At 70.6% G+C, this 12,223-nt stretch carries 16 protein-coding genes, 1 tRNA gene and 1 pseudogene; 15 read left to right on the top strand and 3 right to left on the bottom strand.

What is annotated here, in order from left to right; translation table 11 throughout:
• Positions 1-6: 6 nt before the first annotated feature.
• The 10 genes from V6U79_RS20390 to V6U79_RS20435 all read left to right on the top strand — a co-directional run bounded on the left by V6U79_RS20390 (position 7) and on the right by V6U79_RS20435 (position 6,646).
• Positions 7-876 (top strand): FtsK/SpoIIIE domain-containing protein, encoded by an 870-nt coding sequence (locus tag V6U79_RS20390; RefSeq protein ID WP_334615484.1) that lies wholly within the window; start codon positions 7-9, stop codon positions 874-876.
• Positions 873-1,082 carry a hypothetical protein gene (locus V6U79_RS20395; protein ID WP_334615485.1) on the top strand — a complete coding sequence of 70 codons (210 nt, stop codon included), beginning with the start codon at positions 873-875 and terminating at the stop codon, positions 1,080-1,082. Before V6U79_RS20390 ends, V6U79_RS20395 begins: the two co-directional genes overlap by 4 nt.
• A gap of 84 nt (positions 1,083-1,166) precedes the next feature.
• A complete protein-coding gene (locus V6U79_RS20400) occupies positions 1,167-1,610 on the top strand; it encodes a DUF6197 family protein (protein WP_334615486.1) in 444 nt (147 codons plus the stop codon).
• Positions 1,610-1,909: a hypothetical protein gene (locus tag V6U79_RS20405; RefSeq protein WP_334615487.1), complete on the top strand. Its 300-nt coding sequence runs from the start codon at positions 1,610-1,612 to the stop codon at positions 1,907-1,909. Before V6U79_RS20400 ends, V6U79_RS20405 begins: the two co-directional genes overlap by 1 nt.
• Entirely contained in the window at positions 1,906-2,226 is a 321-nt protein-coding gene (locus V6U79_RS20410; protein ID WP_334615488.1) for an RRQRL motif-containing zinc-binding protein, read from the top strand. The genes V6U79_RS20405 and V6U79_RS20410 overlap by 4 nt, the downstream gene beginning before the upstream one ends.
• Positions 2,226-2,960 (top strand): hypothetical protein, encoded by a 735-nt coding sequence (locus tag V6U79_RS20415; protein ID WP_334615489.1) that lies wholly within the window; start codon positions 2,226-2,228, stop codon positions 2,958-2,960. Before V6U79_RS20410 ends, V6U79_RS20415 begins: the two co-directional genes overlap by 1 nt.
• A complete protein-coding gene (locus V6U79_RS20420) occupies positions 2,957-3,223 on the top strand; it encodes a hypothetical protein (RefSeq protein ID WP_334615490.1) in 267 nt (88 codons plus the stop codon). The genes V6U79_RS20415 and V6U79_RS20420 overlap by 4 nt, the downstream gene beginning before the upstream one ends.
• Positions 3,223-5,022: a replication initiator gene (locus V6U79_RS20425; protein WP_334615491.1), complete on the top strand. Its 1,800-nt coding sequence runs from the start codon at positions 3,223-3,225 to the stop codon at positions 5,020-5,022. The genes V6U79_RS20420 and V6U79_RS20425 overlap by 1 nt, the downstream gene beginning before the upstream one ends.
• 26 nt (positions 5,023-5,048) lie before the next feature.
• Positions 5,049-5,237: a helix-turn-helix transcriptional regulator gene (locus V6U79_RS20430; protein ID WP_334615493.1), complete on the top strand. Its 189-nt coding sequence runs from the start codon at positions 5,049-5,051 to the stop codon at positions 5,235-5,237.
• Positions 5,234-6,646, top strand: coding sequence for a tyrosine-type recombinase/integrase (locus tag V6U79_RS20435; RefSeq protein WP_334615494.1), 1,413 nt, complete (start codon positions 5,234-5,236; stop codon positions 6,644-6,646). The genes V6U79_RS20430 and V6U79_RS20435 overlap by 4 nt, the downstream gene beginning before the upstream one ends.
• A gap of 186 nt (positions 6,647-6,832) precedes the next feature.
• On the opposite strand, the gene V6U79_RS20440 is transcribed toward V6U79_RS20435, so the two are convergent.
• Positions 6,833-6,905 (bottom strand) — tRNA-Arg (locus tag V6U79_RS20440).
• 170 nt (positions 6,906-7,075) lie between these two features.
• On the opposite strand from V6U79_RS20440, the pseudogene V6U79_RS20445 reads away from it, so the two are divergent.
• From V6U79_RS20445 to V6U79_RS20455, 3 genes and pseudogenes are all read left to right on the top strand, one after another.
• Positions 7,076-7,389 (top strand): annotated as a pseudogene (locus tag V6U79_RS20445) (IS110 family transposase); the annotation flags it as partial.
• A gap of 325 nt (positions 7,390-7,714) precedes the next feature.
• Entirely contained in the window at positions 7,715-8,044 is a 330-nt protein-coding gene (locus V6U79_RS20450) for a hypothetical protein (RefSeq protein WP_334529791.1), read from the top strand.
• Positions 8,045-8,197: 153 nt separating this feature from the next.
• Positions 8,198-9,241 carry a hypothetical protein gene (locus tag V6U79_RS20455; protein ID WP_334615496.1) on the top strand — a complete coding sequence of 348 codons (1,044 nt, stop codon included), beginning with the start codon at positions 8,198-8,200 and terminating at the stop codon, positions 9,239-9,241.
• Positions 9,242-9,540: 299 nt separating this feature from the next.
• Here the strand turns inward: V6U79_RS20455 and V6U79_RS20460 are convergent, their stop codons facing one another.
• Entirely contained in the window at positions 9,541-10,638 is a 1,098-nt protein-coding gene (locus V6U79_RS20460) for a M23 family metallopeptidase (protein ID WP_334615497.1), read from the bottom strand.
• Entirely contained in the window at positions 10,635-11,132 is a 498-nt protein-coding gene (locus V6U79_RS20465; protein ID WP_334615498.1) for a hypothetical protein, read from the bottom strand. The genes V6U79_RS20460 and V6U79_RS20465 overlap by 4 nt, the downstream gene beginning before the upstream one ends.
• 458 nt (positions 11,133-11,590) lie before the next feature.
• Between V6U79_RS20465 and V6U79_RS20470 the strand changes: the two genes are divergently transcribed.
• Together V6U79_RS20470 and V6U79_RS20475 are read left to right on the top strand one after the other, a co-directional pair.
• Positions 11,591-11,908: a hypothetical protein gene (locus tag V6U79_RS20470; protein ID WP_334615500.1), complete on the top strand. Its 318-nt coding sequence runs from the start codon at positions 11,591-11,593 to the stop codon at positions 11,906-11,908.
• A gap of 11 nt (positions 11,909-11,919) precedes the next feature.
• Positions 11,920-12,222, top strand: coding sequence for a hypothetical protein (locus V6U79_RS20475; RefSeq protein ID WP_334529806.1), 303 nt, complete (start codon positions 11,920-11,922; stop codon positions 12,220-12,222).
• The last annotated feature ends 1 nt before the right edge of the window (position 12,223 follow it).

The following is a 12,223-nucleotide window of genomic DNA, read 5'->3' on the forward strand; positions in this document are numbered from 1 at the left end:
CACCTCATGACCACCACGGCACCCGCCCCCACGTCGGGGGTTCCGGTGGGACCTGGCCTATCGATGTTCGACCCCATCTTCGTCGGCATCGACGAGTTCGGTCAGCCCGTCTACATCACCCTCGCCTACCGCAACCTCCTCGCCGGCGGCGAACCCGGCGGCGGCAAATCCGGCCTCCTCAACTGCATCGCCGCCCACGCCGCCCTCGCCGTCGACTCCCGCCTTGTGCTGCTGGACGGCAAGCTCGTCGAGCTGGGGCAGTGGGAAGACGTGGCTGACGCGTTCATCGGCCCCGACATCACCGAAGCCCTGACCGTCCTGCGACGGCTTCAGGTCGTGATGAACAACCGCTACGCCTGGCTCCGCGCCCACGGGCGCCGCAAGCTCACCGCCGCCGACGGCCTGTCGGTCATCACCGTCCTGGTCGACGAAATCGCCTTCTACTCCGCCACCGTCGGCAGCAAGCAGGAGCAGGAAGAATTCGTCGCTCTCCTGCGCGACCTGGTCGCCCGCGGGCGTGCCGCCGGCATCCCGGTCGTGGCAGCGACCCAGCGGCCGTCCTTCGACATCATCCCCACCAGCCTGCGGGACCTGTTCGGCTACCGGGCCGCGTTCCGGTGCACCACACCCAACAGCTCGAACATCGTGCTCGGTCACGGCTGGGCCGAGCAGGGCTACTCGGCCACCGACATTCAGCCGACCAACCAGGGCGCGGCCTACCTCATCGCCGAAGGCGGCGTTCCCCGCCGCATCAAGGTCGCCTACCTCTCCGACAGCCAGATCGCCGGCATCGCCGACTACGCCGCCTGGACCCGCCGCCCCACCCGCTTATCCGCCCCGGCCGGCACCGCCGGCGATTGGGAGATGGCGGCATGACCACCCGAGAGCGCACCTACGCCCGCACGAACAACCAGCGCGCCGCCCAGTTCATCGAGCTGTGGATCGTCGCCCAACCGGCGGAGATCGCCGCGATGGTCCGGGTTGCCTCGGCCAGCGGCCGACTCGTCTACCTGTCCGCGCCGACCCCGATGGGCGGCGAAGACACCCGCCACCGCCGCTACCTGCGGCTGCGCACCCGATAACCGGCCGACAGGACCAGTAACCCGCCTGGCAGCAGAGCTGGTCCTGCCGACCTCCACCAACAGCCCCGAAAGGACGTGGCTGCCATGAAGGCTACCCAAAACCCACCCACCACCGCGCCGGTCACACCCGCTGACCTGCTGCGGATGGCTGCCCTCTACCTGCGCCGGCACGGCTGGCACCAGGGCACCTACTACAACAACCTCTTCCCCACCGACTTCCCCACCCCGCCGGCCTGCGCCGCCGGGGCCATCGGCATCGCCTGCGCCGGCCACCGGGTCGAGCACTTCTCCCAGCTCGACGGCGACACCCTCGCCGACTACCTGACGGCCATGGCCGTGTTCGTCGACCACCTCGACAACTTCGCGCCGGTCTTCTTCGTCGACGAGGACGGATATCTCCTCGACGAGCACACCTCGCCCTACTCGTGGAACGACGACCCGACCCGCACTGCCGAGCAGGTCATCACGGCCCTTGAGGCCGCTGCCGACGAGTGGGACCGCCTCCACCAGCAGGGGGGCGAGAACTGATGAGCACTGTCAAGAAGTCCTTGACGCCGTTCGGGCAACAACTCAAGCACCGCACCGTCGTGGAGAACGACGAGTTCGCCGCCTTCGCGCGGCGCATCATCCGCGCCCACGGCCGCCGCGTCGCCACCGGCGACGTCGAAGCCCTCCGCGACCTGGTCGCACTGTCCGCCGTCATCGATGACGCGATCGGTGAAGCCGTGATCGGGCTGCGGGCCTTCGGCTACTCCTGGGCCGAAATCGGCTCCCGCCTGGGCATCTCCCGTCAGGCCGCCCAGCAGCGCTGGGGAGGCCAGGCATGACCACCACCGGCTTTCCGACCTACCCGTACCGGCTCGCCCCTGACGGCCTGGCCACCCGCCGGCAACTACGCGCTGCCGGCCTTCGTCCCGGAGGTCATGACCCGGTCGCGCAGATCCTCTGGCGTCGCGGCAAGCGCGTCGCCTACCTCTACCGCCTCGACCTCGCCGCCCCCAAGCGGACTGCCACGCCCGCCCAGCGGGAGGCCATCGCCAAAGCCCTGCGCGCCCGGCGCACCTGCCGGGTCTGCGGGCTGGTCCAGCCCTACTACATCCCCCGCCGCTACGGCTGCTGCCTTGACTGCCACGGAGGCCACTGATGCCTGCCAAGACTCCGACCGGCATGGGCACCCGCGTGGAAGGTGCCGTCCTGGTCCTCATCCTTCTTGTTGTCGCCGGCTTCGCCGGAGCCGCCTCGTTCACCCACGTCAAGGACTGGACCCTCGCCAACTCCCCCGCCGGCACGGGTGAATGGTTCGGCTGGGCCAACGCCGTCGTGTCCGAACTGGTCCCCATCGCCTGCCTGTTGACCATCCGCCGACGCCGTCGGGCCGGCGCTCCGATCGGCTACCCGCTGTTCCTGCTCATCGCCGCCGCCGGCCTGTCCCTGGCCGCGCAACTCGCCGTCGCCAAGCCCGGCCCGTCCGGGTGGCTCCTGTCCGCCGTTCCGGCACTGGCATTCATGGCACTGGTGAAGCTCGTCCTCGCCCCGGCGCCCACCATCGCGGACACCACGCCCACCGTCGAGCAGGTGGAGCCGATCCGCGTCCAGGTGGCCGAGCAGGTCACCCCCGAACCGGCACCGCCGGCCGCCATCACCCCGACCCCCGAACCGACTCCGACCCCGGTCACCGAGCCGACTCCCGCCCCGGCTGCCGAGCCGGAACCCGTCACCGTCCCGACTCACCTGCTGCCCCCGGCCCGCTTCGCGGCCGTGCAGCACGAACAGGCCACCGGAGCACCCATCACCGCCGCCGAGCTGGCCGACCGGCTCGACGTCACCCCGGCCCTCGCCGGGCAGCTCCTCGCCACCATCGCCGGTGGTATCCGATGACCATCTACCTCGTCGACATCGAGCAGGTCACCCACACCTGCCCCGCCTTCGCCGACCCGCACCCGTGCGACATCCGCCGCACCCTCGTCGACGTCATCCCCGGCGGCCCCTGCCGGGCACCGGTCACCGTCCGCTGCGGCGAACAGACCACCCTCATTCCCTGTCACCGGCACGAGCCGGCCAAGCGCCAGTGCGGCGCCTGCCGGGTCATCGTCACCGAACGCACCATCACCACCCGCCACCTCACCGAGGTCGGCGGCTGATGGCCTCGACGCTGGACCTCACACCCCAGACCACCTCGGCCCGGGGTGTGGGCTCGAACGCCGACACCATCGCCCCCGTCTACGCCTACACCGCCGCCGGCTCCGCCTTCGAACGTGCCACCCGCCCCGACTACTTCGGCTGGCTGGAACACGTTCGCGCCGCCGCCGGCTGCACCCGACCCATCCGCCTCGCCGGCAGCCTCTACACCGTTGACCCTGCCACCGGCCGGATGCTGGACCAGCGGCATACCGACGCCATGCCCGACGCCGCGATCTACACCGCCTGCGGCAACCGGAGGGCCACCGTCTGCCCGTCGTGTGCGCAGACCTACCAGCGGGACGCGTTCCAACTCCTGCGCGCTGGCCTGGTCGGCGGCAAGGGCGTCCCCGACACGGTGGCGCAGCATCCGGCGGTGTTCGCCACCTTCACCGCACCATCCTTCGGCACCGTTCACGCCCGCGTGGTCAAGCGACACACCTGCGGCAACCGCCGCCGCTGCGACTGCCGAGCCGAACCGTGCCACGCCCGCCGCGACGCCGGCCTCTGCCCCCACGGCCGCCCCGCTGTCTGCTGGGCACGTCATGAAACCGGTGACGCGGTGCTCGGCCGGCCGTTGTGCCTGGACTGCTACGACCACGACCACCAGGTCGTGTGGAACATCTTCTCCGGCGAGCTGTGGCACCGCACCAAACAAGCCGCGGAACGATGGCTCGCCAAACTCGCCCGCCGCCGAGGCGTGCCCCGCGTCGAGGTCGTCACCGCCTGCGGCAAGACGCGGAAGGTGCCGCCCGTTCGGCTGTCACCGGGAAAGGTCGCCGAACTTCAAGCACGGGGAGCGGTCCATTTCCACGCCATCGCCCGCCTCGACGGCGTTGACGGCCTGGACCCGGACGCCGTCGTACCCCCGCCGGCCGGCTTCGGCGTCACCGAGCTGGTCGACGCCCTGCGGCACGCCGCCACGCAGATCGCCTTCAACACCCCCGCCCACCCCGACCGGCCCGAGGGCTGGCCTATCGCCTGGGGCGACCCGGACAAGGGCGTCGACCTGCGGCCGATCACCACCGATGGCAGCGGTGAGGTCACCGATGGCATGGTCGCCGGCTACCTTGCCAAATACGCCACCAAAAGCACCGAGGCCACCGGGCACACCTCCACCCGCCTGACTGCGGACACCATCGGCGACTACGCCGACCCCGACGGCGACCACACCGCCCGCCTCATCGACGCCTGCTGGCGCATCGGCCGACCCACCGGAAACCCGGTCCCCCTGTCCGAGCGGCCCCGCGACCCCCGACCCGCAGCCGGCTTCGTCGACCGCTGGCAGTGCCCCGACTGCGGCACCCACACCCGATACGCCGCCTGCCCCGTCTGCATCGCCGCACGTCAAGCCGCCCTTGACACCCAACCGGCCAGAAGACCACAGGCCACCAATCCCTACGCCCGGCTGCGTCGGTGGGCGCACATGCTCGGCTACGGCGGGCACTTCCTGACCAAAGGCCGCCGCTACTCCGTGACCTTCCAACTCCTGCGCGACACCCGCATCGCGTTCCGGCGGCACGAGGACCAGGACCACGAGCACCCCGCCGCCGGCGGCGAGCCCCTCGACCAGCGCGGCGAGGACACCACCCTCATCGTCGGCACCCTCACCTTCGCCGGAGTCGGCTGGCACACCACCGGAGACGCACTCCTCGCCAACACCGCCGCCGCCCTTGCCCGCGAACGACGAACCACCGGCCGCGAAGAACTCGCCCACGAACTCAGCACCACCCCAGCCGGCACCCCGCCGGTCGCCGCTTGATTCGAACAGGAGGAAGGACTCTGACCGTGGACGACGAACTGATGACCGTTCCGGAGGTGCTCGCCGCGCTCAACAACGTCTCGCGCCGGACGTTCTACCGGTGGCGTGAACTCGGCATCGCCCCGGCCTGCATTCGGCTTCCGAACGGAGAGCTCCGGATATCGAAGAAGGATCTCCGGATTTGGCTGGAACAGCGGCGCGAGGTGGCGGCGTGAAGTCTCGTCGCGTCCGCATCTGGGCGATCAAGACCAACACCGCCGAGGGTGCCCGGTCGAAGAAGGCCAAGCGTTCGTACACCGTCCGGTGGGTGGTGGCTGGCCGCGAGAAGTCCCGCACGTTCGTCACGCGGGCACTGGCCGACGGCTTCCGTTCCGACCTGATGCAGGCCGCCAACCAGGGCGAGGGGTTCCACATCGACACCGGGCTACCGGACTCGATGACGGAGACCCCGGTGGCTGTGACCTGGCTGGACTTCGCCAAGAAGTACGTCGACATGAAGTGGGCGGGCGCTGCGGCCAAGTCCCGAGACAGCATGACGGAAGCGCTCGCCACCGTCACAGCGGCGCTCGTCAAGGACGCCCACTGCCGGCCGCCGGTCGAACTGCTTCGCCAAGCGCTGCGCAACCACGTACTGCCGCCGCCGGCTCGTGGCTTGGACATGCCGCCGGAGGTTGCCGACGCGGTGCGCTGGCTGCGCCACGCCTCCCTGCCCCTGCCTGACCTCCGGGACGCGGGGACCCTGCGAAGTGCGCTTGACGTCCTGGCGGTGAAGCTCGACGGCAAGCCGGCCGCCGCGACCACTGTGCGTCGGAAGCGGTCGGTGTTCTACAACGCGCTTCAGTACGCGGTCGAGCTGGAAGAGTTGGAGTTCAACCCGATCGACAAGCTTCGCGTTCGGTCGCAGCGCAGAAAGATTGCCGAGGTCGTTGATCGTCGGGTGGTCGTCAACCAGCGCCAGGCGCTGGAACTGCTGATCGCGGTCACCTATGTCGGCCAGCGGGGACGGAGGGCGAAACGTGGTGAGCGCCTGGTCGCGTTCTTTGCCTGCCTGTACTTCGCCGCGCTCCGTCCGGCAGAGGCCCTGGCGTTGCGAGAGCAGGACTGCGACCTTCCCGAGAAGGGATGGGGTCGGCTGACGCTGGCCAAGAGTCGGCCGCAGGCGGGCAAGCGGTGGACCGACAGCGGCGAGGTTCATGACGACCGAGGGCTGAAGCACCGTGCCGAGGACGAGCCGCGTGGCGTACCGATCCCGCCCGCGCTCGTGAGGATCATGCGCGAGCACATCGAGCGGTTCGGTGTTGCTAAGGACGGTCGCCTGTTCCACAGCGAGCGGGGCAATGTCGTTGCGGCCTCGACGTACTCGCGCGTTTGGGATGAGGCGCGTCGACTGGCGCTGCCGCCGCGCCAGGTTGACTCTCCGCTCGCCGGTCGGCCGTACGACCTGAGGCATGCTGCCGTGTCGCTGTGGCTCAACGCTGGCGTCCCGGCGACCGAGGTAGCCAACCGAGCCGGGCACTCCGTAGATGTACTGCTCAAGGTCTACGCCAAGTGCATCGACGGCGCAGAGGCCACCGTCAACGACCGGATCGCTGAGGCACTGACCGGCGTTGCCTGGCCCGTATGATGGCCACCGTTCCGGATCTTGCCCCATGCCCGCCCGCTGACCTGGGCATACGCCTCAAGGTCATTCCGCGAATGTTCCGCGACCTACGACAAACGGCGACTCTCGGTGGCCTACGGCTGCACGCCTGTTCGAATCGAGCGGCGTATGTATTGCCAGCTCAGATGGCGTTTTAGCTGAGTATCGAGGTGCCCCCGGCAGGATTCGAACCTGCGACACACGGTTTAGGAAACCGATGCTCTATCCCCTGAGCTACGAGGGCGCGAGGGCCCAGTCTAGCGACCTTGGGTTCACCTGGGGTGGCAGGGAGTGGCCCACGTTCGCCCGCGTCAACCGGACCCCTGTTCGCCCAGCCCAGGAGCACACCCGGCAATGTGACTCCGGTTGATCTTGGTGGGCAAGGTGGAGTGGCCGGCGCGATGGGGTCGCGCCCTCTTCCGGCTGCAGGAACTACTCACCGGCATCAGCCCCGCGCTGGAACGGGCTGTGGACCTGAACCGATGATGGTCCTCGCCTGCTGGCAGACCCCGGCCGCGATCCGGCACGCCGGCTTCGACCGCATCACCGCCCTGCTCCGCCGCGGGCATGTCAAGAACGCCGTCCCGGTCGCCGAGGCATTGGTCGCCGCCGCCCGGCAGCAGACCATCACCCTGCCCGGGCAGCGTGCCGCCGCCGTGGTGGTCGGGCAGATGGCCACCGAGATCCTCGCCCTCGAGCAACGCATCGCCGCCGTCGACGATCTCATCGGGCGTGCAGGTAGTCGACGGCTCGGCGCAGGGAGGCGGGTCCGGCGATCGCCGACGCGGTCGGTGTAGGCGACGGTCATCAGCGTGTTGGGGTCAGGAGGTGTCCGGTCTCAGGGGGTCACTTCGGGTGGACGCCCGCCGGGTTGCCGGTGCTGGGCGAGTTACCGCTACTCCACATCTGGGGAGTGGCAATGAGGCTGACCATCTTCGGTGCCGAACCCTCGGGTGTAGCTCTTCCACGTGGGGTCCCACGACCTGTGCCCACGGGGCGGGCCGGAGGCGGTGCCGCCCGTTAGGGTGGAACGCGGCATACCGGGGAGGGAACGTGGTCAAGCGCTGGGGACCTGCCGGGCTGGCGCTCGGGTTCGCCCTGCTGACGGCCGGGTGCGGCGGCGAACCGTCGCTGACCGGCACGTGGATCATGGCGGAAAACCAGTCCCGCACGATGACGGTGCGCGACGACGGTTCCGTGTCGGCGAACATCGACGTCCCCTGCACCGGCACCACCAAGGGGCAGGGCGATCGGGAATACCGGCTCGAACTGGACTGCGGCATCACCAAGATATCGGCCGACGGCGTCCTGAGCGCCGACGGCGGGACCCTGACGGTCAAGGACCCGAGCACCGGCCAGGAGGCGGTCTGGAACCGCAAGTGACGGCCTCGGCGGCCCGTGACCGGTGCCTGGTCGTCGGCCCCCAGGGGCTGCGGCGCCTCGATACCGCACGATACGGTGCCAGGCGCGGGCCCGGCGGTCCTGACGCCGCCGGAACGGGCGGTAACCCCAGACGATCGCGGCGGAGGCGGACACGTGGCGGTTTCGGAGATCGCTGGCAGCGTCATGCAGCTCATCGCGGCGATCGTGGAGTACCAGCGGTTCCTGGCCGAGCAGCAGCAGCGACAACTGCTGCAGCAGCGTGAGGTGACCGAGCGGCAGCTCGAGTTCGCGCAGTCCGTCGGCAACCGACAGTTCGACGTACGCAGCGAACTGGCCGCGCAGGCCACCCGGCTCGACCCGCACCGCACCCGGGAGGTGCACGACCAGCTGTACGCGCAGTACCGCCAGGACGCGGCGACCTGGAACCGCGCGGCGGACCCGAAGTGGTGGCAGAGCGCCACGAACGCCGACGTCGTCGAGGTGTGGCGCGCCTCCACCGCCTGGCAGGGTGTCGACCCGGCTGCCGACATGGCGCGACGGGCCGCGGGTGAACGACTCGCCGAGAGCGGCATACGGGTGCCCGCCCCGGGCAGGCGCACCCACACGGGTGACGCGCTGTCCCGGGCCGTGCGCGACGCCGCGGAACGGCAGGGGCACGCCGCCGGTCCCAGCGCGGCGAGAACGGCGGCGGAGCGCGCCGCAGCCGACGGCCGTGGGCCCGCGGACCGTTCATCGCAGCAGCGGGAGACCGACGGGCGCCGGACCGGCGCCGACGCCGACGCGAACTGGCATCGGGCGGCGGCCGCCGACGACCGGAATCTCGCCGGTGCGTGGCGTGACGTCCGGCTGGACGCCGAACAGGGGCTCGCGCCCGGCAACGACGTGCCGGCCTACGCCGACCACGCCTACGCGCGGGAGCAGGACCTGACCGCTGAGGCGACCCAGCACGACCAGATGACCGACGCGGCCGGCCAGACGGCGGCTGTCAACGGCCAGGCAGCTGCGCCGGGCCAGGCCGCGCCGACCGGCGCTCCCGCGCCGCGAATCGCGGAGGGCAGGGGCGCTCAGGCCGCGGCCAAGGCCTACCCGGCCCCGACACGCGGCACGCTGGGCCGCGGCACCGTCCGCCCGGTCGCGCGGGGGCCGGCGCAGCCGACACGTACGCCTGCCCGGGCGCCGCAGCCAGCCGTCCGTTGAGGTGCTCCGGCGCGGCGGCCTGAGGCTACCCGAGGTCGTGCTGGGCGGTCTCATCCGGCCGAATCAGTCGTCAGCGCTCCGCCTGTCACGCAAGCGTCGCCGGCGATCGCACGGGTCTGTCGTTCACCGGTCGATGAGGAACCCGTCGAACGCGCCGCGTTCGTCCTCGATGTAGCCGTCGCGCGACACGTTCGTCACGCACATCAGCTTTGCCATGCCTCTACCTCTCGGTATGAAGGCTCGATAGACGAGTTCCGCGGCGTCGCTCATGCGCCATCTCGACGAGAACCTACCGGCGGTCAGCCGCCCAACGGAGCTCCGACGCCCGCCATGAACGCGACGGGGTCCACGGAGTTGCCGAAGCTCAGGCTCTGACCGGGGGCGACGCCGCGGTGCACCTCGAAGTGCAGGTGCGGGCCGGAGGAGTTTCCGGAACTGCCGCCGAGGCCGAGAACCTCACCGGCGGCGACCTTCTGCCCGACCTTGACGAAGGGCTGTTGGATCATGTGGCAGTAGCGGGTGGCGATGTTGCCGTCGTGACGGACGTCGACGTACCAGCCACATCCACCGAGGCCGGGGTACCCGTCGGTATCGCAGCCGTGCCACTCCGGGGCGTTGCACTTGCTGGTCGACACCACGCCGGCGGCTGCGGCGCGGATGGGCGTGAGCTTCGGGGCGCCCAGGTCGACGCCGGCATGCTGGTGGTCGCCGCGGTCCTGGCCCCACGGTGCGACGATGCCGGCCCGTACCGGCTGCACCCAGCCGCCCGGACCGACGGGGACGGGTTCGAAGGCGCCGGGACCGCAGGGCGCGCCGGGGGTACCGCCGCCAAGTTCGTCGATACTGCCGACCTTCAGCACGACGGCGGCCAGGGCGTAGGCGTCGTCCTCCCACTTCTGGTAGGCCTCGGGAGTGCCGGAGCGCTGCACGGCCTGGGCGGCGTCGGTCAGCCGCATGCCCTCCCAGCCCTCGACCTTGAGCAGCGCCGTGTAGAACTTGCCGGCGGCGTACCTGGGATCGGTGAGTTGGGCCACGGTTCCCCAGCCCTGACTCGGACGCTGCTGGAAGAGGCCCACGGAGTCACGGTCGCCGTAGTCGAGGTTGCGCAGCGTCGACTCCTGCATGGCGGTGGCCAGGGCGATCACCAGCCCGCGGGCCGGAACCTGCATCTCCTGGCCGACCGCGACGATGATCGCGGCGTTGCCGACCTGGCTCTGGTCCCACTCGGTGGTGGCCTCGCCACCACCGGAGGGCACCGGCCCGGGTAGCGTCCCGCACGGCGAGGCGCTGACCGAGCCGGCCATCAGGAACAGCGGCAGCCCGATGACGCATCCGCCCAACAGCAGAGTGATCGCGACGACAGCGCCCACCAGACCTGTCGTCTTCTTGTCGGTCATTGCCCGGCCCGGGTGAAGTCGTTGCCGGTGACCAGCCAGCGGCCCTTGACGTCGGCAACGCTGACCAGCAGCGTCCCGCGGTCGGTGGGGATCGCGAACTGCCCGCCGCCGCCCCGGATGGGGTAGGTCGCCTTGGGGCGGCCGGTGATGCGGGACGCGGGCAGGTTAGCCGGGTCGACGGTGCGCAGCTGCGCGGCGAACCGCGGAACGCACAACGGCGTGACGCCGTTCAGCCAGCTCGCCGCGTCGAGCCGCGGCCTGGCCCACGCGGTGGCGAAAGCCGCCGCCGCGGGCGCCGCCGCGGCGACGGGCGCGCGGGGCCCCTCGTCGTCCTCGTCGTCGCGACCGAAGGCCTCCGGCGGCGTGACGCTGGCGGCCGGGCCGCCGGCGGCCGGCGCGGGGCCGGTGTCCCGTGGTGCCGTGCCGCCGGAGACTCCGGAATGGGCACAGCCGGAAAGCATTACGAGCAGCATCGGTATCGCGACCGCGGGCACCGCTGCCCGTACGACGGGTGCGGACCGCACCCGTCCGCCTTGTTCCTTCCCCATGACCGTTCCGCCCCCGTGTCGAATGTTCGTACCCCGTCCATCGTGGACGGCCGGTCGGCGCCTGACTCCGCACGTTCCGATGTGGAACGACAATATCGATCGGCGTGCAACCGGGTGCTACTGTCTGCCGCGGAGTACGTCAGGCACGGGGGAAAGTCACATGTACGGTCGAGCGCAGGACGGATCTTGACGTGCCATCGGTCAATGCGCCCGTTCGTGCGGGGCACGACGCGCTTCCGGTTCTCTCCGCGATACCGGTGCCGCCGCAGGCTCTCGCCGGCGGGTGGCCCCCGGTGTGGTGGGTCGGCTGTCACGGCGGCAGCGGCGCCACCACACTGGCGACGCTGACCCAAATCGGCTACGACCACGGGCCGGTGTGGCCGCTGTTGCCGCAGCAGTCTCCGATGATCAATGTCGTCCTGGTCTGCCGGGCCAGCGCCGCGGGAACGTTGGCGGCGACCGGCGCGGTGGAGCAGTGGCGCCGGCGGGCCGTTCCGGTGCACGCTCGGGTGCAGGGAGTCGTCGCGGTCGCGGCGTCGCCGCGTCGACCGCCCAAGATCGTCAACGAGCGGCTGCAACTGCTGGGCGGATGGGTACCGAACGTCTGGCGCGTCGGCTGGCAGGAGGTGCTGCTGGCCGCCGACAGAGCCGCCGACCTGGGCGTCCCCCCACCCGACATCGCCATGCTCCGCGCTTCCATTGTGGAACTCGTCTCGACCTAGGAGAAGGACCCATGTCGACGATGCTGCATCTGCACGACGTGGTCATCAGCGTGCAGGACGCTGCGACCGATGTCATCGCCGCTCCGAACCCGGGCAACATCGCGCCCCCCGGATCGGACAAGATCCTGACGATCCTCGGCTGGGTGAAGTGGATCGTCACGGCCGTCGCCGTCGGCGGTGCCATGTTCATCGGCGCCAAGATGGCGATCGCGCACCGTCGTGGTGACGACACCAACACCTCGGCGCTGGGCTGGTGGCTGGCCGGCTGTGTACTGCTCGGAGTGGGGCCGCAGCTGGTCGACGCACTGACCTGAG

The organism is Micromonospora psammae, from assembly GCF_036902725.1.
Taxonomy (GTDB): domain Bacteria; phylum Actinomycetota; class Actinomycetes; order Mycobacteriales; family Micromonosporaceae; genus Micromonospora.